This is a genomic window from Geodermatophilus sp. DSM 45219 (assembly GCF_900104025.1).
Classification (GTDB): Bacteria; Actinomycetota; Actinomycetes; order Mycobacteriales; family Geodermatophilaceae; genus Geodermatophilus.
Genome location: NZ_FNIQ01000003.1, coordinates 336,349 through 354,592, shown reverse-complemented (window position 1 = coordinate 354,592; position 18,244 = coordinate 336,349). Strand labels below are relative to the sequence as shown.

The 18,244-nt window shown below is 74.0% G+C and carries 19 protein-coding genes and 1 pseudogene; 10 read left to right on the top strand and 10 right to left on the bottom strand.

Annotated elements, in window-relative coordinates; genetic code table 11:
- The first annotated feature begins 211 nt into the window (after window positions 1-211).
- The 4 genes from BLR12_RS10765 to BLR12_RS10750 all read left to right on the top strand — a co-directional run bounded on the left by BLR12_RS10765 (window position 212) and on the right by BLR12_RS10750 (window position 3,796).
- Window positions 212-565 carry a hypothetical protein gene (locus tag BLR12_RS10765; protein ID WP_091377445.1) on the top strand — a complete coding sequence of 118 codons (354 nt, stop codon included), beginning with the start codon at window positions 212-214 and terminating at the stop codon, window positions 563-565.
- Window positions 566-725: 160 nt separating this feature from the next.
- Entirely contained in the window at window positions 726-1,964 is a 1,239-nt protein-coding gene (locus tag BLR12_RS10760; RefSeq protein WP_091377442.1) for an acyl-CoA dehydrogenase family protein, read from the top strand.
- Window positions 1,965-2,057: 93 nt separating this feature from the next.
- Entirely contained in the window at window positions 2,058-3,350 is a 1,293-nt protein-coding gene (locus tag BLR12_RS10755; protein WP_091377439.1) for an MFS transporter, read from the top strand.
- A 44-nt stretch (window positions 3,351-3,394) separates the two neighbouring features.
- Window positions 3,395-3,796: a VOC family protein gene (locus BLR12_RS10750; protein ID WP_091377437.1), complete on the top strand. Its 402-nt coding sequence runs from the start codon at window positions 3,395-3,397 to the stop codon at window positions 3,794-3,796.
- Window positions 3,797-3,832: 36 nt separating this feature from the next.
- Here the strand turns inward: BLR12_RS10750 and BLR12_RS10745 are convergent, their stop codons facing one another.
- The 5 genes and pseudogenes from BLR12_RS10745 to BLR12_RS10730 all read right to left on the bottom strand — a co-directional run bounded on the left by BLR12_RS10745 (window position 3,833) and on the right by BLR12_RS10730 (window position 8,320).
- Window positions 3,833-4,828, bottom strand: a complete 996-nt coding sequence (locus BLR12_RS10745) for an ROK family protein (RefSeq protein ID WP_218120623.1) — start codon at window positions 4,826-4,828, stop codon at window positions 3,833-3,835.
- Between the two features lie 48 nt (window positions 4,829-4,876).
- Window positions 4,877-5,014: pseudogene (locus BLR12_RS25650) on the bottom strand (winged helix-turn-helix domain-containing protein); the annotation flags it as partial.
- A 4-nt stretch (window positions 5,015-5,018) separates the two neighbouring features.
- Entirely contained in the window at window positions 5,019-5,966 is a 948-nt protein-coding gene (locus BLR12_RS10740) for a carbohydrate ABC transporter permease (protein WP_218120622.1), read from the bottom strand.
- Window positions 5,966-6,904, bottom strand: a complete 939-nt coding sequence (locus tag BLR12_RS10735) for a carbohydrate ABC transporter permease (protein ID WP_091377432.1) — start codon at window positions 6,902-6,904, stop codon at window positions 5,966-5,968. Before BLR12_RS10735 ends, BLR12_RS10740 begins: the two co-directional genes overlap by 1 nt.
- Before the next feature lie 12 nt (window positions 6,905-6,916).
- Window positions 6,917-8,320 (bottom strand): ABC transporter substrate-binding protein, encoded by a 1,404-nt coding sequence (locus BLR12_RS10730; protein ID WP_091377429.1) that lies wholly within the window; start codon window positions 8,318-8,320, stop codon window positions 6,917-6,919.
- A gap of 173 nt (window positions 8,321-8,493) precedes the next feature.
- Here BLR12_RS10730 and BLR12_RS10725 point away from each other — a divergent pair, with 173 nt between their 5' ends.
- The gene (locus tag BLR12_RS10725; RefSeq protein ID WP_091377427.1) at window positions 8,494-9,300 is read left to right on the top strand and encodes a sugar phosphate isomerase/epimerase family protein; all 807 of its coding nucleotides are present in this window, start codon (window positions 8,494-8,496) and stop codon (window positions 9,298-9,300) included.
- Entirely contained in the window at window positions 9,297-10,643 is a 1,347-nt protein-coding gene (locus BLR12_RS10720; protein WP_091377424.1) for a glucosylglycerate hydrolase, read from the top strand. Before BLR12_RS10725 ends, BLR12_RS10720 begins: the two co-directional genes overlap by 4 nt.
- Before the next feature lie 7 nt (window positions 10,644-10,650).
- Here the strand turns inward: BLR12_RS10720 and BLR12_RS10715 are convergent, their stop codons facing one another.
- Window positions 10,651-12,363 carry an alpha-glucosidase gene (locus tag BLR12_RS10715; protein ID WP_091377423.1) on the bottom strand — a complete coding sequence of 571 codons (1,713 nt, stop codon included), beginning with the start codon at window positions 12,361-12,363 and terminating at the stop codon, window positions 10,651-10,653.
- A gap of 143 nt (window positions 12,364-12,506) precedes the next feature.
- The gene (locus tag BLR12_RS10710; RefSeq protein ID WP_091377420.1) at window positions 12,507-12,896 is read right to left on the bottom strand and encodes a VOC family protein; all 390 of its coding nucleotides are present in this window, start codon (window positions 12,894-12,896) and stop codon (window positions 12,507-12,509) included.
- A gap of 97 nt (window positions 12,897-12,993) precedes the next feature.
- On the opposite strand from BLR12_RS10710, the gene BLR12_RS10705 reads away from it, so the two are divergent.
- Both BLR12_RS10705 and BLR12_RS10700 read left to right on the top strand, forming a co-directional pair.
- Window positions 12,994-13,371: an FKBP-type peptidyl-prolyl cis-trans isomerase gene (locus tag BLR12_RS10705; RefSeq protein ID WP_091377418.1), complete on the top strand. Its 378-nt coding sequence runs from the start codon at window positions 12,994-12,996 to the stop codon at window positions 13,369-13,371.
- 37 nt (window positions 13,372-13,408) lie between these two features.
- Window positions 13,409-14,059: a DsbA family oxidoreductase gene (locus BLR12_RS10700; RefSeq protein ID WP_091377415.1), complete on the top strand. Its 651-nt coding sequence runs from the start codon at window positions 13,409-13,411 to the stop codon at window positions 14,057-14,059.
- On the opposite strand, the gene BLR12_RS10695 is transcribed toward BLR12_RS10700, so the two are convergent.
- The 3 genes from BLR12_RS10695 to BLR12_RS10685 form a co-directional block, all read right to left on the bottom strand.
- Window positions 14,056-15,018, bottom strand: coding sequence for an NAD(P)H-dependent flavin oxidoreductase (locus tag BLR12_RS10695; RefSeq protein WP_091377412.1), 963 nt, complete (start codon window positions 15,016-15,018; stop codon window positions 14,056-14,058). The genes BLR12_RS10700 and BLR12_RS10695 overlap by 4 nt on opposite strands.
- Before the next feature lie 22 nt (window positions 15,019-15,040).
- Window positions 15,041-15,283 (bottom strand): acyl carrier protein, encoded by a 243-nt coding sequence (locus BLR12_RS10690; RefSeq protein ID WP_091377409.1) that lies wholly within the window; start codon window positions 15,281-15,283, stop codon window positions 15,041-15,043.
- Between the two features lie 81 nt (window positions 15,284-15,364).
- Window positions 15,365-15,628 (bottom strand): hypothetical protein, encoded by a 264-nt coding sequence (locus BLR12_RS10685; protein WP_255363419.1) that lies wholly within the window; start codon window positions 15,626-15,628, stop codon window positions 15,365-15,367.
- An 81-nt stretch (window positions 15,629-15,709) separates the two neighbouring features.
- Between BLR12_RS10685 and BLR12_RS10680 the strand changes: the two genes are divergently transcribed.
- Window positions 15,710-16,219 (top strand): SRPBCC domain-containing protein, encoded by a 510-nt coding sequence (locus tag BLR12_RS10680; protein WP_091377406.1) that lies wholly within the window; start codon window positions 15,710-15,712, stop codon window positions 16,217-16,219.
- Between the two features lie 206 nt (window positions 16,220-16,425).
- Complete coding sequence (locus BLR12_RS10675) at window positions 16,426-18,240, top strand: phosphoenolpyruvate carboxykinase (GTP) (protein WP_091377404.1); 1,815 nt, start codon at window positions 16,426-16,428, stop codon at window positions 18,238-18,240.
- The last annotated feature ends 4 nt before the right edge of the window (window positions 18,241-18,244 follow it).

Sequence of the window (18,244 nt, the reverse complement as noted above, 5' to 3'; positions counted from 1 at the left end):
CGGCTGTCGGCATCGGCGGCCTACTCGGCTTGCTGCTGGTGAACTCACCCCTGTTCCGCCGGTGGCTTGCCCGGCTGTGTGGAACCAGTCGTTGGGGTGGCGGGCGGAGGGGCGAACGCTGGCGATAGTTGGTGGCGATCGTCCCCGAAGTCGCTCTGAGCGGCCCACCCAGGGACAGTCCGACGTCATGGTTACCGCCCATACTCGCCGCGTGGACGAGGCGGACGCTCGACGGCGCATCGAGTTGCTCGAGGAGTCGTTAGCCGAACTCCTGCAGTGGATCAGAGAGCAGGACGTCTACGACGATCAGTTCGACGAAGAGACCTCTTGGCTACCACGCCTGGAGCCGTTGGTGCGCCCGGACGGCCTCGCCCCGCTGGCACCCCTGTACGAGGACCACTTCGTCCGGCTGGCCGATCTGCCAAGCGAGTTGGAGAAGGTCTCGCGGATGGTCAAGCGAGCGGAGGGCTTGCTTGCAGGAGGCAGGTTCGAGGCCACCTTCGGACGTGCGCGATCGCGTCAGCGCCTCGCCGAGCGGCGTTCGGCACAGTCCTCAGACGGCTGAGCTCGGCTGTCCCATAGGCAGCCTTCAGGACACGGCGCCGGCTCACCGAGCAGCTGAGCGGTCGCCGTCTCGCCCCGCAGCCGGGAGTGGACGGGGTTCTGCAGGCGCGGGCGGGGAACCGGGGAGGTGACCGACCGCCCGAGGAGAGGGACCGCTGACGATGACGCCCGAGTTCGTGCCGCCCCAGCCGCCCGCGCTGCTGCCACCGTGGCACACGCCCGAGCGCGAGGCGCTGCAGCTGCAGGCCCGCCGGTTCGCCATGGACGAGGTGCTGCCGGTCGCCGACGAGCTCGACCCGCAGAAGGGCCTCATCCCGGCGTCCCTGCTGTCCCGGCTGGCCGAGCTCGGGTACTTCGGCATCACCGTCCCGGCCGAGCACGGCGGCCTGGGCCTCGGCGTCTTCGAGTACTGCATGGTCAGCGAGGAGCTGGCCCGCGCCTGGATGAGCACCGCCAGCATCCTCGCCCGCGCGCAGGGCCTGGGGACGGCGCTGGCCGACGCCGGCCCCCGTCGTGAGCTGCTGGCCCGCAGCGCCCGCGGGGAGTGGATCGGCGCCATCGCCCTGTCCGAGCCCGACGCCGGCTCCGACCTCGCCGGGGTGTCCACCCGCGCGGTGCCCGACGGCGACGAGTGGGTGGTCACCGGCCGCAAGCGCTGGTGCGGCAACGCCGAGGCCGCCGACTTCATCCAGGTGCTGGTCCGCGAGCGCGACCCCGGGCCGGGCGAACGCCGCTCGGCCGGGCTGGTCAACCTGCTGCTGGAGAAGGAGCGCGGCTCGTTCCCCGCCGGCCTGACCGGCTCGCCGATCGACAAGATCGGCTACCACGGCTTCCTCACCTGGGACCTCACCTTCGACGGCGTCCGCATCCCGCGGGGGAACGTGATCGACGAGGCGGCCGCGAGCGACGAGCAGGGCGCGGACGCCACGCGGGCCGGGTTCGCCCAGGCGCAGCTGTTCCTCAACACCGCCCGGGTGCACACCGCTGCCCGCGCCGTCGGGCTCGCCCGGGCCGCGCTGGAGGACTCGGTGCTCTACCTGCAGGAGCGCGAGCAGTTCGGCCACCCGATCGGCGACTTCCAGGCACTGCGCTTCGCCGTCGCCGAGATGGCCGCGCAGGTCGAGCAGGCCCGCGCCTTCTACCGGCAGGTCGCCCACCTGCTCGACGTCGGCGTCCCCTGCGAGCGGGAGGCGGCGATGGTGAAGCTGGAGGCCACCGAGATGTCGGTGCGGGTCACCAACCAGGCCATGCAGCTGCACGGCGGCAACGGCTACACCACCGAGCGCCAGGTCGAGCGGCACTGGCGCGACGCCCGGCTCACCACGATCTTCGAGGGCACCAGCGAGATCCAGAAGCGCATCGTCAGCGACCGGATCCTGCCGAGGTCGCCGTTGAGCTGAGCCCTGGGAGAAACCGCGCGCGCCCGCCGGATCCCGCCCGGCACCATGGTCTGTGCCGACCACGAGGCGGCACGGACGACGCGGGGGAGCACGATGGCCGGCCTGCCCAGGGCGCTGCGACCGCTGCGGCACCCCGCCTACCGGCTGCTCGCGGTCTCGCTCGGCCTGTCGCTGCTGGCCAACGGCTCCTGGGCGATCGCGGTCGTCTGGCAGGTCGTCGCGCTCGGCGGCGGCCCGGCCGAGGTGTCGCTGGTCAGCGGGCTGACCGCCGGCGGCACGCTCGCGGTCGCGCTGCTCGGGGGGGTGCTCGCCGACCGGGTGCCGCAGCGGCACATCCTGCTGGTGGTGGCGCTGCTGCAGGCCGTCCCGGTGGCCGGGGTCGCCGTCCTGTCGCTGTCCGACGGGCTGCCGCTGTCGGTGCTCGCGGGCGTGGGACTGCTCGGCGGCGTCGGGATGGGGCTGTACTACCCGGCCTACTCCGCCCTGGTCCCCGCCCTGCTGCCCGAGGACGAGCTGCTCGCCGCCAACGGCCTCGAGGGCATGATGCGGCCGTTGCTGCACCAGGTCGCCGGTCCGGTGGCCGCCGGCCTGCTGGTCGAGGCGGCGTCCCCGGGTGTCGCGCTGCTGGTCACCGCCGCGGCCGCCGCCGGCGCGGCGCTGTGCGTGGCGGCGGTCCCGGTGACCCGGGTCCGTCGCGAGCCGGCCGCCGTCCCCACGCACCCGCTGCGCGCGATGGCCGCCGACCTGCGCGAGGGCTTCGCGTACATGGTCCGCACGCCCTGGCTGCTGGCCACGCTGCTGTTCGCCTCGCTGATGCTGCTGGTCATGCTCGGCCCCTTCGAGGTGCTGGCCCCCTTCGCCATCCGCGACCGGGCCGGCGGCGGGCCGGCGGACCACGCGCTGGTGCTCACCGCGTTCGGCGTCGGCGGCGCGCTCGGCTCGCTGCTGATCTCCTCGCGCCCGCTGCCGCGCCGCTACCTCACGGTGATGAACCTGCTCTGGGGCCTGGGTTGCCTGCCGCTGGCCGTGTTCGGGCTGACCTCGCAGCTGTGGGTGATGGTCGCCGCGTGCCTGCTCACCGGCGCCACGTTCCAGGCCGGCATGGTCATCTGGGGCACGCTGCTGCAGCGGCGGGTGCCGCCGGCGCTGCTCGGCCGGGTCTCCAGCCTCGACTTCCTGGTCTCCGGCGCCTTCCTGCCGCTGTCGGTGGCGCTGGCTGGGCCGGTGAGCGAGTGGATCGGCCTCACCGCGACCTTCCTGGTCGCCGGTCTGGTGCCCGTGGTGCTCGCGGTCGTCACCATCGTGGCCGCGCGGATGCCGGCCGACGAGGTCGCCCACCCGCTGGACCGCGGTCCGGACGCCGAACGGGTCGGCAGCCCCGCCTAGACGGCGTACGGTGTACGGAGATCGCTCCGCCACCAGGAGGTCCCGTGCGCGTCACCGCCACCGCCGTGTCCCTGAACGTCGACGACGTCCCCGCCAGCAGCGCCTTCCTCACCCGCCACTTCGGGTTCCGGGAGGAGATGTCCGCCGACGGCTTCGCCTCGCTGACCCGCGACGACGTCGGCATGAACGTGGCCCTCCTCCGCCGCGGCCTGCCCACGCTGCCGGCCGACCAGCGCGACGTGCACGCGGCCGGGCTGATCCTGGCCTTCGTCGTCGACGACCTGGAGGGCGAGCTCGCCCGGCTGCAGGACGAGGGCGTGGCGATCACCATGCCGCTCACCGTGGAGGAGTGGGGCGAGCGGGCCTTCCAGGTGCGCGACCCCAACGGCGTGATCGTCCAGCTCGTCGACTGGGGAAGGACCCCCTTGACCCCCGCCACTCGCTAGCTCGCGGCGGGCCCCTGCAAGGGGGCCGGACGGGCCTTAGGGCACCGGCTGGCGGCGGCCGGCGAGCGCCCGGTCGACCGCCTCGGCGGACAGGACCTCCTCGAGCGCCAGGCGGGCCGCGCCGACCACGCCGGCCCGGTCGCCCAGGCTGCTGGCCACCACGCGCAGACCGCGCGCGGCGTGCGGCTGGGTGCGCTGGTACAGCCGCTCGCGCACGGCGCCGACGAAGTGGTCCTGGACCAGCACCAGGTCCCCGCCCAGTGCCAGGACGCGCGGGTTGAGCAGGCTCACCGCGGTCGCCAGGACGTCTCCGATCACCAGCCCTGCCTCGCGCACCAGTCGGGTGGCCTCGGCGTGGCCGGTCAGCGCCAGCTCGACGACCGACCGGCTGTCCGGGACGTCCTCGCCCTGCTCGCGCAAGGCCCGGGCCAGCGCCCGCCCGCTCGCCGACGCGGCCAGGCAGCCGCGCGCCCCGCAGACGCACAGCGGGCCGTCCTCGGGGCTGGCGATCCGCACGTGCCCCAGGTCGCCCTCGGCGCCGTCCGCGCCGCGCAGCACGTGACCGTCGACCACCATGCCGGCACCGATGCCGGTCGCGACCTTCACGAAGAGCAGTGGCGAGGAGCCCGGCTGCTCCGCGTGGTACTCGCCGAGGGCCATCGCGTTGGCGTCGTTGTCGACCACGCAGACCACGCCGAAGCGCCGCTCGAGGTGGTCGCGCAGCGGGTGGTCCCGCCAGCCCGGCAGCGCCGGCGTGTGGTGCACGACCCGTCCGGTGGCGACGTCCACCGGGCCCGGCACGCCGACCCCGAGACCGAGGACCCGGCCGGTCTCGACGCCGGCGGCGTGCAGCAGGTGGCGCCAGCGCTGCTCCACCCAGGCCAGGACCGGCTCGGGGCCGTCGGTCAGCCGCAGCTCGTGCACCGCCTCGGCAAGCGGCCGCCCGGCCAGGTCGCACAGCGCGACCGTCGCGTGCGTGACGTTCAGGTCGGCGGCCAGCACCACCCCGTGGGAGCCGTCGAGGCCGAGCACGTGCGAGGGGCGCCCGCGGGCGGAGGCCTCCTTGCCCGACTCGCGCAGGTACCCGGCGTCGACCAGGTCGTCGACGCGGGCGGCGACGGTGGAGCGGGACAGCCCGGTGAGCTCGATCAGGTCGCCGCGCGTGCGGGCCCGGCCCCGCCTGATCAGCTCGAGCAGTTGCCCGGCGCGCTCCCCCAGGTCCTCACCCCTTCTCCGCGCCGGCGGTCAGGCCGCCGGTGAGAAGCCGTTCGGTGGCGAAGAAGAGTATGACGATCGGCAGCGTCAGGATCACCGATCCGGCCATCAGCACGGTCGTCGGGATCTCGATGCTGCCGGCGAGCTGGGACAGCCCCAGCGAGACCGTCCACCGCGACCGGTCCTCGACCAGGAACAGCAGCGCGAAGAGGAACTCGTTCCACGCGATCATGAAGACGAACAGCCCGTTGGACAGGATGGCCGGCATCGCCAGCGGCAGGGTCACCTTCCGCAGCACGGTGAACCGCGTGGCGCCGTCCACGGCGGCGGCCTCCTCGATGCTGGCCGGCACGGTCTGGAAGTAGTTGCGGAGCGTGTAGATGGCGACCGCGATCGTCTGCGACACGTACACCAGCACGAGCGGGCCCAGACTGCCCCGCAGCCCGACGGCGGTGAAGAGCACGAACAGCGGGACGGCGAGCAGGATGCTCGGGAACAGGTAGACGGCGAGGAACAGCACGCTCACCTTGCGCCGCCCGGGGAAGCGCAGCCGGGCGATGGCGTACGCGCCCAGGACGGCGAAGAGCAGCGTCACCGCGACCGTGCCCAGCGCGATCAGACCGCTGTTGGCCATGAAGCGCAGGAAGCCCTGCCCGCCGGACCCGGTCGGGGTCAGCACGTCGCGGTAGGTGCCAACGGTGAGCTCGGAGAGCACCGGCCACAGCCGCGCCGGCGCGTCGAGCAGCGAGCTCAGGTCCCGGACCGAGAGCAGCACCATGTAGTAGAAGGGGAAGAGCGTGAACAGCGCCAGGCCGGCGATCACGATCCACCGCAGGACGCCGAGCACCCGCGTCTCGACGGTGTTCCGCGACCAGCGCCGCCCGGTGGGGGCCCGGGACGGACGGGTGTCGGGCGCGGCCGGCGACTCCGCCGGCGCCGTCACCATGCGGGTCATCAGGCCACCTCGTCCTTCGCCGCGGACCGGAAGTACACGGCGACCAGGACCGTCAGCACCGTGGCGAGGACCAGCGCCTGCGCCGACGCCGCGCCGATGTCCCCGCGGCTTACCAGGTAGTCGAAGACCCGCACGCTGATCACCTCGGTGCCGGCCCCGCCGCCGGTCAGCAGGTAGATGTCGTCGAAGTTGTTGAACGTCCAGATGAAGCGCAGCAGCGCCAGCACCGCGATGGTCGGCAGCAGCTGCGGCCAGACGATGTGGCGGAACACCTGCGTCGGGGTGGCGCCGTCGACCCGGGCGGCCTCCTCCAGCGTGGCCGGCGCGGCCTGCAGCCGCGCGGTGAGGAAGAGGAAGGCGAACGGGAAGGACCGCCACATCTCGAAGACGATGACCGTGACCAGCGCGGCCGGGCGCTCGGACAGGAAGGCGATCGGCTCGTCCCAGCCGAGCACTCTCGTGCCGATCTCGTTCACGATGCCGAACTGCGGGTTGAGCATGACGCCCCACACGAAGGTGGCGGCCACGACGGGCGCCACGTACGGCAGCAGCATCGACGCCCGGACGAACCCCCGCCCCCGGAAGGGGCGGCGCAGCGCGAGGGCCGCGACCAGCCCCAGCCCCACGGCCGACGCCGTCCCGCACCCGGCGTAAACCAGCGTGGTGACCAGGGCCTCCCAGAACCCCGGCGAGCTGAAGACGTCCACGAAGTTGTCGACGGTGTAGTCCCCGAACACGCCGGCGGTGCGCAGCCGGATCAACCGCAGGTCCTGGAAGGCCAGCACCACCGTCCAGAGGATCGGCAGCACCACGAGCACCAGGACGAGGACGACGGTCGGGGAGATCAGCGCCAGCCCCGTCCGGGCCTCGCGCGCCGCGAGGGTCCCGCGGCCGGAGGCGCCCGGCTCCCGGCCGCGGAACCGCTGACGTGTGGACACCGAGACCCCCGGTCAGTCCAGGGACGCGGCGATCTCGCGGAGCGCCTCGGCCGCCTGCTGGGCTGCTCCGCTCGGGTCGACCTCGCCCCCCGTCATCGCGGCGATGGCCTGCGGCACCGGCAGCTCACCGAGGGCGGCTCCGACCAGCGCGCCCTGTCCCTGGGGGATGCCCCACGAGGAGATGCTCTCCGTGCTGGTGCGCAGCGCCTCGAGGACCTCGGCCGAGTAGAAGTCCGACAGCGGGGCCCGGGTGTCCACGCCCGCCGGCATGGTGGCCCAGGCGTCGACGAACCGCGTCGGCTCGTCGGCGGTGCCCTGCCGCGCCGGGACCTTGCCCTCCGGCGCGAAGGCGATCCACTGCTCGTACCCGTCCTCCATCATGTACGTGACGAACTGGGTCGCCGCGTCGGTCTGGGCGTCGGCGGTCACGGCCCAGGAGACCACCTCGCCGAACTGCGCCGGCTCGTCGCCGTCCGGGCCGGCGATGGCGGTCACCACCCCGCTGTTGCGGGCGAGGTAGGCCGGGTCGGCGGCGCACTCGGGGCAGGTCGGCAGGGCGTCGGCGCGGAGCCCGGCCATCTCGTCGAGGATGAACGACGACCACACGACCATCGCCGACTGCCCGGCGAAGTAGGCGGCGCGGGTGGTGTCGACGTCCTGGGTGCCGGGGACCGAGTAGTCGCTGATCAGCGTGTCGTAGAACCCGAACGAGGCGACGCACGCGTCGCTGTCGAGGGTCACCTCGCCCTGGTCGTCCACCATCTCGCAGCCGTTGCCCAGCGCCAGGTGCTCGAAGGTCTGCTGGGTGAAGGCGTCGTTGGGGACCGTGGCCCCGGTGAAGCCGGCGAGCTCGGGGCTGTCCAGCGCCTGCGCCGCGGCCAGGATGTCCTCGTAGGTCTCGGGTGCCGGCAGGCCCGCGGCGTCGAAGAGGTCCTGGCGGTACACGAGCAGCTGCGCCCACCCGTCACTGGGGACGGCGAGCTGCGTCCCACCGTCGCTGGTCAGCTCCAGGGCACGCTCGGAGAACGTGTCGGCGCCCAGTTCCTCCACGACCGCGGTGGCCGCGTCGGGGTCGATCAGCTCGTTGGTCGACAGCGCGTACACGCCGGCCGGGGGCAGCGCGCCGACGACGTCGGGCAGCTCCCCGGCGGCTGCCGAGGAGGTGAGCAGCTGGTTGAACTGGTTCGGGTCGATGGGCACGAGCTCGACCTCGACCCCGCTGCTCTCGGTGAAGGCCGCCGCGATCTCCTCCTGGGCGGCGACCCGGTCGGGGAGGTTCTCCAGGGTCCACACGGTCAGCGGGCCGGCCTCGCCACCGCCGTCGCCACCGCCGTCGCCCGAGCCGCACGCGGCGACCAGGACCACGGCCCCGACCGCTGCCACCGACACCCTGACCCGTCGCTTCGTCGCGCTCATCGGCCCTCCCCGGAGTCGCCGGCGCCGCTGCCGGAGTCCGGACAGTAGCTGCTCGATCGGTGACGTGGGTCACGACGCCGTTATGCGCACGCAGCACGCATTAACCGCCGGGGATCAGCGATAAAGTGTCCGGTGCACGCACCGACTCGACGTCGACGTGGCGGGGGTGCCGGGTGAGACTCGCCGTCCAGGAGCAGCTGCTCCCCGGGGGCACGCTGCAGTCCAGGTGGGAGACCGCGCTCGCCTGGGGCTTCGACGGCATCGAGCTGCGGGGCGCGGGCGGGCACGCCCTGCGGGAGCGGCTGCCGGAGCTGCGGGCCGCCCGGCGCGACGGTGTGCAGCTGCCCACGGTCTGCGTGGACATGGACCACTTCATCGGCGACTTCGACCCCGGACGCCGGGCCGACGCGCTGGCCAACATGGCCACCCAGCTGGCCGTCGTCGGGGACCTCGGCGGGGTGGGCGCGATGACCCCGGCGGCCTGGGGGATGTTCTCCCGGCGACTGCCCCCGTTCACCCCGCCCCGCCCGCCCGAGCGCGACCGCGAGGTGCTGCTCGACGCGCTGGGCCGGCTGGGCGAGGTCGCGGCCCGGGAAGGCGTCCTCCTGCTGCTCGAGCCGCTCAACCGCTACGAGGACCACATGGTCAACACCGTGGCCCAGGCGGCGGAGCTGGCGGAGGCCACCGGGCTGGCCAGCGTGGCCGTGGGCGCGGACACCTACCACATGAACATCGAGGAGGCCGACCCGCTGGCGGCGCTCCGGGCGCACGCCGACCGCGTCGGCCACGTGCAGCTCTCCGACAGCAACCGCCTCGAACCCGGCGCGGGCCACCTGGACTGGGCGGCGCTGCTGGGGTGCCTGGAGGACATCGGCTACGACGGCTGGCTCGCCTTCGAGTGCCGGCTGTCCGGCGACCCCGCACGGGTGCTGCCCCGCGCCACGGCGATGCTGCGGTCGGCCCTGCGGATCGCGGCGTGAGCGCCGTCAGCGACCTCCCGGTCCAGCGCGGCGCCGGGCTCGCGACCCGCGCCGCCGCCGTCCTGCGGGCCAACGGCGTCGGGTCGATGACCCGGGCGGCCCCGGCCCTCTACCCGCACCAGTGGAGCTGGGACGCCGCCTTCGTCTCGGTCGGCCTCGCCCACCTCGACCCGGTGCGCGCGTGCGCCGAGCTGGACTCGCTGTTCCGCGGCCAGTGGCGCACCGGCATGCTGCCGCACGTCGTCTTCGACCCCGACGAGCACGACTACTTCCCGGGGCCGGAACGCTGGGGCTGCACCGAGGTCACCGACGACGCGCCCCGCGCCCCCCGCACCAGCGGCATCTGCCAGCCGGCCGTGCACGCCCTGGCCGTCGAGCGCATCGTGGCGATCGCCGGGCGCCAGGGACCGGCCGCGGCGCACGTGCGGGCCTGGCTCCCCGGGGCCTACCGCAGGCTGCTGGCCTGGCACCGCTACCTCGTGCGCGCCCGCGACCCGGGGTGCACCGGGCTGCTGTCCATCCACCACGGCTGGGAGAGCGGGATGGACAACTCCCCGCGGTGGGACGGCCCCCACTCCCGCGTCGCCGTCGCGCCCGGTCTCCCCCCGTACCGGCGGCGGGACACCCGGGTCGTCCGTGACGTCACCCAGCGCCCGACCCGGCTGGAGTACGACCGGTTCCTGACCGGCGTGGAGGAGCTGCGGCGGGCCGGTTACGACGACGCCCGCATCCGCGCGACGGGCAGCTTCCTCGTCACCGACGTCTTCGCCTCCGCCGTCCTCGCCGCCGCGAGCGACGCGCTGGCCGGGATCGCCCGCTCCCTGGGGGCCGGGGAGGTCGCCGAGCTCGAGGAGCACGCCGAGCGCTTCCGCGCCGGTGTCGCCGGCAGCGTCGACGCCGGGCTGGGGCTGGCGCTGGACACCGACCTGCGGACCGGAGAGCCGCTGCGCGCGGAGACGGTGGCCGGCTTCGCGCCCCTGCTCTGCGGCGGCCTGGACGCCGCGGCCGAGCGGGACATGGTGGCGCTGCTCCGGTCCGAGCGCTGGACCGGGCACCCCGGCCTGCGGCACGCCGTCCTGCCGAGCACCGGCCCCGCGTCGCCGGACTTCCGGCCCCGCGCCTACTGGCGCGGCCCCAGCTGGCCGGTGGTCGACTGGTTCGTCGTCTGGATGCTGGAGCGGCGCGGCCGGGCCGACGTCGCCGGTCCGCTGCGCCGGGCAGCGCTGGACCAGCTGGCCGAGGGCTCGTTCGCCGAGTACTACGAGCCGTTCACCGGGGAGCCGCTCGGCAGCGCGCACCAGTCCTGGACGGCGGCCGCGGCGCTGGACCTGCTGCTCCGCTGACCAGCGCTCACGGCAGGCGCAGCACCCGCGCCTCCCACGGCCGCAGGAGGGCGGGGTCGCCGTCGCCCGGCAGGTTGCCCAGCACCAGCTCGGCGCCCACCGCCTGCGGCAGCAGCTCGCCGATCGGCTGGGCCGCGCCGCCGACGTTGCAGACGACCAGCAGCGTCGCGCCGTCCAGCGACCGGGTGAAGGCGTACAGCTCGTCGTGCTCGGGCAGCAGCATCGAGAAGTCGCCCAGTGCCACCACCGGGTCGTCGTGCCGGAGCGCGATCAGCCGGCGGTGGTGGGCGAGGACCGAGGCCGGGTCGCCGCGCTGCGCCTCGGCGTTCCACTCCGCGTGGTCGGGGTTGACCGCGATCCACGGCGTCCCGGTGGTGAAGCCGGCGCTCGGGGAGGCGTCCCACTGCACCGGCGTCCGCGCGTTGTCCCGGCTCATCCGGCGCATCGCCGCCAGGACGTCGTCCGGGTCCTCGCCGTGCGCCACGGCCTGGGCGAAGTGGCCCCGCGACTCGACGTCCCGGAAGTCGTCGATGCCGGTGAACGGGGCGTTGGCCATGCCCAGCTCCTCGCCCTGGTAGACGTAGGGCGTCCCGCGGTGCAGGTGCAGCAGGGTGGCCAGGCAGGTCGCGGAGTCCCGCCGGAACCGCGGCGAGTCGTCGCCGAAGCGGGAGACCGCCCGCGGCTGGTCGTGGTTGTCCCAGTAGAGGGAGTTCCAGCCGACGTCGGCGAGCCCCGCCTGCCAGCGGCCGAACGAGGCCTTCAGGTCGCGCATCCGCAGCGGCCGCGGCCGCCACTTGGAGCCGTCGAAGTCCAGCCCGACGTGCTCGAACTGGAACACCATGTCCACCTCGGCCCGCGCCGGGTCGGTGAACAACCGCGCCTGCTCCACCGTCACCCCGGGCATCTCCCCGACGAGCAGCAGCGACTCCCGGCGGCCGTCGAACACCTCGTGGTGCATCTCCTGCAGGAACTCGTGGATCCGCGGCCCGCACAGGAAGGACGGCGTCCCGTCGCCGTAGGGCAGCCCCGGCAGCGGCGGCCCGTCGGGCAGCGAGCCGTCCGCGCCGACGTCCTTGCTGATCATGTTGATGACGTCCATGCGGAAGCCGTCGACGCCGCGGTCGAGCCAGCGGCGCATCATGGCGTACACCGCCCGTCGGACCTCGGGGTTCTCCCAGTTCAGGTCCGGCTGCTCGCGGGCGAACAGGTGCAGGTAGTACTCGCCGCTGGCCTCGTCGAGCTCCCAGGTGGGCCCGGAGAAGAACGAGTGCCAGTTGGTCGGCTCGGCGCCCGGCCGGCCGGGCTCCAGGCCGGGACGCGGCGGCCGCCACCAGTACCAGTCCCGCTTGGGTGAGTCGGGCGAGGACCGCGACTCCAGGAACCAGGGGTGCCGGTCGCTGGTGTGGTTGACCACCAGGTCCATCACCAGTTTCACGCCGCGCTCGTGCAGGGCGGCGATCAGCTCGTCGAGCTGCGCCAGCGAGCCGAACAGCGGGTCGATGTCCTCGTAGTCGCTGATGTCGTAGCCGTTGTCGGCCTGCGGCGAGGGGTAGACCGGCGAGAGCCAGACGACGTCGACGCCGAGGTCGACCAGGTGGTCGAGCCGCCGCAGGATCCCGCCGAGGTCGCCGATCCCGTCGCCGTCGGAGTCCTGGAAGGAGCGCGGGTAGACCTGGTAGACGACGGCACGGGTCCACCAGGCGGCCTGCTCGGGGGGCATGCGCCCAGCCCAGCACGGCGCGGTGCCGCCCGCACCCGGTCGCGCCAGCGTCCCGGGTACCGCCCCGAGCTCGCGAGGGGTGGGGACGGCGGGGGCCCTTCCGCTACCGGGACGACGAGGCCGCGGGCGCTGACCGGGCGGGGTCAGGCCCCGGGCATCGTGTGGTGCACCGCCTCCACGTTGTTGCCGTCGGGGTCGCGGAAGAACGCGCCGTAGTAGCCGGGGTGGTACTCCGGCCACACCCGCGGCTCGTGCAGCACCTCGGCGCCGTGGGCGCGGGCGAGGGCGAACACCTCCTCGACCGCCTCGCGGGACGGCGCCCGCAGCGCCAGGTGCACCGGCCGGTCGCCGCCCTCGGTCAGCGGGCCGAGCCACAGCTGCGGATGGCCGTCGGGGCCGGCCATCCCGACGACCGGTCCGCCGGGGGTGTCGATCCGCATCGCCTCGCACAGCCCGACCGGGGCGAACACGGTCGCGTAGAACGCCGCGGCGGCCGGGACGTCGCTGACCTGCAGCGCCAGGTGGTCGATCACGCCGTCGGACCGTAGCCCGCCCGGCGACCCCGCGGAACCGCTGTTTGGATGGGGGAGCCCGTCGGGACCCACCCGGCACGGACCCGCAGGAGCACCGATGGCCGAACCGACCCGCCCCGACGTCGAGCCGCCGACCGGCCCCGCCCCCGACGACCTGGTCATCGAGGACATCACCGTCGGCGACGGCCCCGAGGCCAAGGCCGGCGACCTGGTGAGCGCCCACTACGTCGGCGTCACGCACGACGGTGGGGAGCAGTTCGACGCCTCCTGGGACCGCGGCGACCCGCTGGAGTTCCGGCTCGGCGTGGGCATGGTCATCCAGGGCTGGGACGAGGGCATCGCCGGCATGCGCGTCGGCGGACGCCGCCGGCTGACCATCCCGCCGCACAAGGCCTACGGCGACCGCGGTGCGGGCGGGGTCATCAAGCCCGGCGCGACGCTCGTGTTCGTGGTCGACCTCGTCGGCGTGCGCTGAGGGGAAGCACGAGCTGACCAGCGGCGTTGGGCCGGGCATGCGCGTGGAGGTCTGGTCCGACGTCGTCTGTCCGTGGTGCTACATCGGCAAGCGCCGGTTGGAGGCCGCGCTCGAGCGGTTCCCGCACCGCGACGAGGTGGAGGTCGTCTGGCGGTCCTTCCAGCTCGACCCGTCGATCCCCGAGGGCGAGACCCACGAGACGCTCCCGGCGCTGGCCGCCGAGTACGGCCGCCCGGTCGAGGACATGCGGACGGTGATGCGCCACGTCGAGGAGACCGCCGCCGGCGAGGGCCTGCACTACGACCTGGCCGCCGGCGTCAGCGGCAACACGCTGCAGGCCCACGAGCTGGTCCACCTCGCCGCCGAGCGCGGGCTGCAGGGTGAGCTCGAGGAGCGGCTGCTGCACGCCCACTTCGAGGAGGGGCGCTCGGTCTTCGACGTCGACTCCCTCGCGGCGCTGGCCGTCGAGGTCGGGCTGGACGAGGCCGAGGCGCGCGCCGCCCTGGCCGACCACCGGTACCGCCCGGCCGTCCTCGACGACGCCCGGACCGCGCAGGCGCTCGGGGCGACCGGCGTCCCGTTCTTCGTCGTCGACCGGAAGTACGGCGCCGCCGGCGCCCAGCCCGCCGACCTGCTGCTGCAGGTGCTGGAGCGGGCCTGGGCCGACGCCCACCCGATCGCCGTCTAGGCCAGGAGGTCGGCGGCGGCGCGGAGCGCGCGCTCGGCCCCGGCGGCGAGCTCCCGGACGACGTCCGCCGCGGGGCGCTCCCCGGTGACCAGCCCGACCGACTCCCCGGCGTAGAGCGGAGCGGCCGACAGGTCGCCGGTCCGGCGCGCCTCGACGACGCGGCGGGCGGCGTCGGGCTCGGCGGTGAGCTCGTCCTCGCGGCCGTGCCACTCGCGGCTGAAGTCGTTGGCCAGCGCTCGTCCCGGCCAGCGCTCGGGCCAGGCCAGCCCCTGCGCCACGTCGAAGGCGCGGGTCAGCACGGTGTCCTCGCCGGTCGCCGCGCACACCCGGGCGCGGGCGGCGGGGGAGTTGAGCGCCTCGGGGCAGGCCAGCAGCGGCGTGCCGATCCACACCCCGGCCGCGCCGGCGACGAGCGCGGCGGCCACCCCCGCCCCGGTCGCGATCCCCCCGGCGGCCAGCACCGGGCGGTCGGCCAGGACCAGCACCTCCTGCAGCAGCGGCAGCATGGCGCGGTGCCCGGTGTGCCCGCCGGCCTCGGTGCCCTGGACGACCAGCAGGTCGACGCCGGCGGCCTGCGCGCGCCGGGCGTCGTCGGCGGTGTTCACCTGGGAGGCGACGGCGATGCCGGCCTCGTGCAGCCGTGCGACGGCGGGGGCCGGGTCGCCGAAGGAGACGCCCACCAGGGTGGGCCGCGCGGCGATCGCCGCGTCGAGCAGCTCCGGGCGCTCCTCGAGCGCCCAGGCCATGAGGCCGATGCCGAAGGGCAGGCCGTCGGCGGCCGGGACGGCGGCCTCCTCGGCGACGAACCCCGGTGTCGCGGCGTTCCCGACGCCGATCATCCCGAGGCCGCCGCCGAGGGACACCGCGCGTGCGAGCGCTCCGCCGGCCACACCGGCCATCGGGGCTCCGACGACCGGTGCGGCCAGGCCGAACGTGCGGGTCAGCGCTGTGCGGATCACCCCGCCATGGTGCCGGGTCCGCTCACTGCGTGGCGGGGCCGCCCTGCTCGGTCCCGGACAGCTGCCGCAGGAACTCGTGGCAGCGCCTCGCCCGTGCGCTGTCCTGCTCCATGACCTCGCGGAAGAAGCCGGCGATGTCCTGCAGCCCGGCGTTCTCCGCGTCGCGGACGTACTGGCCGTAGTCGTGCCCGGCCTTGAGCGAGTGGTACTGCACCGAGATCAGGTCGTAGGTGACGTCCTCGAAGCCGGTCTCACCGGTGGCCATGCCGTCCTCCTCGCTGGGGAACTCTGGGGGCACCGGAGTTCCCCGCCGGAGAGGCGTGAAACGGACCGCTCCGTACCGGTCTCAGGTGTTCGGCGTCTCCGACCAGGCCCCGCCGACCACGGGCGGCCCGAAGGCCTCGTCCTCGGCCAGGGCGGTGCCGGTCACGTCGCCGCCACCGGCGTCGTCGGCGGCATCGCGGCCGGCCGCCAGCTCGTCCTCGCCGGTGACCGCGGGGTCGTCCTCGGTGGAGGCGAGGTCCTCGCCCTGCCCGTAGGCGCCGGGGTCGGCCTGCAGCGTGCGGGGGTCGTTGAGGGGGTCCGGGACGTCGGGATCGGTGACGCTCATGCCCCTCTCGTGCCCGGCGGGTCCGCGAGCCAACCCCGGGGCGCCGCCGCCTGCCACGCTGGCCCCGACGAGAGGGGACCCATGACCGAGCAGAGCGCGACGGCCCGGTGTGCCGTCGTCAGCACCGAGGACGACGGCCGGCTGCGGCTGGAGTTCACCCGCTCCTGGCCCGACCCGATCGAGGACGTGTGGTCCGCGCTCACCGAGCCCGACCGGCTCGCCCGCTGGATCGGCACCTACGACGGCGAGCGCGCCCCCGGTGGCACCGGCACCTTCACGATGACGCACGAGGAGGGTGGGGCGGCGGGCGAGCCCATGGCGGTCGTCGAGTGCGGGCCACCCCGGCGGCTGGCGGTCGAGTGGGTGCAGCAGGACACCGACGCCTGGCGGGTCGACGTCGACCTGGAGTCCGACAGCGGCGGGACCGTCCTGCGCTTCGTCCAGCGCTTCCCCGCCGGCACCGACGTCACCGACTTCGCGCTGGGCTGGCACTGGTACCTCGACAAGCTCGACGCCGAGGTGGGCCGGCGGCCGGCCCCCGCGGACTGGGCGGACTTCCTCGCCGAGGTGGGGCCGGCCTACGGTCGCTGAGGCTGCACCAGGGTCGTCCGTCCCCGGGTAGACGTCCTATACGTAACATCTCTCACGGTTACAGTGGAGTTCTCCGCTTGTACGCTTTCCGGACCCCGGCACCGCGGCGGGCGCCCCGGGCGTCAGGCGGTCCGGACGACCACTGAGCAGGACGAGCACCAGCGCCGGCGGCTCCCCGCCCGGCGTACCCAGAGGATGGAGACGCCGTGACTTCTGTGGCCACCCCCGGTCTCGACAACGCCCCGACCACCCACGCCCGGCTGCTGGCCTGGGTGCGCGAGATGGCCGAGCTGACCACCCCGGACCGGGTCGTGTGGGTCGACGGCAGCGACGAGGAGTGGGAGCGGCTCACCCAGCAGCTGGTCGACGCCGGCACCTTCACCCGCCTGGACAAGAAGCCCAACTCGTTCTGGTGCGCCTCGGACCCCAGTGACGTCGCCCGGGTCGAGGACCGCACGTTCATCTGCTCGGTCGACGAGGCCGACGCCGGTCCCACCAACAACTGGATGGACCCCGGCGAGATGAAGTCGGTCATGACCGAGCTGTACCGCGGGTGCATGCGCGGCCGGACGATGTACGTCATCCCGTTCTGCATGGGCCCGGTCGAGGCCGAGAACCCGATGTTCGGCGTCGAGCTGACCGACTCGGAGTACGTCGTCGTCTCGATGCGGGTCATGGCCCGCATCGGCCAGTACGTCCTCGACGCCATGGGCCAGGACCGGCCGTTCGTGCCGGCCATGCACTCCCTCGGCGCCCCGCTCGACGAGGGCCAGCAGGACGTGCCGTGGCCCTGCAGCGACACCAAGTACATCGTGCACTTCCCCGAGGAGCGGGCCATCTGGTCCTACGGCTCGGGCTACGGCGGCAACGCCCTGCTCGGCAAGAAGTGCTACTCGCTGCGCATCGCCTCGGTGATGGCCCGCGACGAGGGCTGGCTCGCCGAGCACATGCTGATCCTCAAGCTGACCAGCCCGCAGCAGAAGACCTACTACGTGGCCGCCGCCTTCCCGAGCGCCTGCGGCAAGACCAACCTGGCGATGCTCGAGCCCACCATCCCGGGCTGGAAGGTCGAGACCCTGGGCGACGACATCGCCTGGATGCGCTTCGGCGAGGACGGCCGGCTCTACGCCCTCAACCCCGAGTACGGCCTGTTCGGCGTCGCCCCGGGCACCGGCTGGGACACCAACCCCAACGCGATGCGCACCATCGACAAGGGCAACTCGGTCTTCACCAACGTCGCCCTCACCGACGACGGCGACATCTGGTGGGAGGGCATGACCGACGAGCCGCCGGCCCACCTCACCGACTGGAAGGGCCGCGACTGGACGCCGGAGAGCGACGAGCCCTCCAGCCACCCGAACAGCCGGTTCTGCACCCCGATCACCCAGTGCCCGATCCTGGCCCCGGAGTACGAGGACCCCCAGGGCGTGCCGATCTCGGCGATCCTCTTCGGCGGCCGCCGCAAGACCACCATCCCGCTGGTCACCGAGGCGCGGGACTGGAACCACGGCGTGTTCATGGGCGCCACGCTGTCGTCGGAGACGACCGCCGCGGCCACCGGCGCCGTCGGCGTCGTCCGCCGCGACCCGTTCGCGATGCTGCCGTTCATCGGCTACCACGCCGCTGACTACGTCGGCCACTGGGTCGAGACCGGCAAGCAGCACGACGCGGCGAAGCTGCCGCGGATCTTCTACGTGAACTGGTTCCGCCGCGACGAGGACGGCGGCTTCCTGTGGCCGGGCTTCGGGGAGAACAGCCGGGTCCTCAAGTGGGTCGTCGAGCGCCTCGAGGGCACCGCGGCCGCCGGGGAGACCGCGGTCGGCCACGTCCCGACGCCGGACTCGCTCGACGTCTCCGGCCTGGACATGACCCGCGAGCAGGTGGAGAAGGCCCTCGCCGTCGACAAGGACGAGTGGCGCGCCGAGATCCCGCAGATCCACGAGTGGTTCGAGAAGTTCGGCGACAAGCTCCCCAGCACCATGTGGGACGAGCTCGCCATCCTGGAGCACCGGCTCGCCTGAGCCG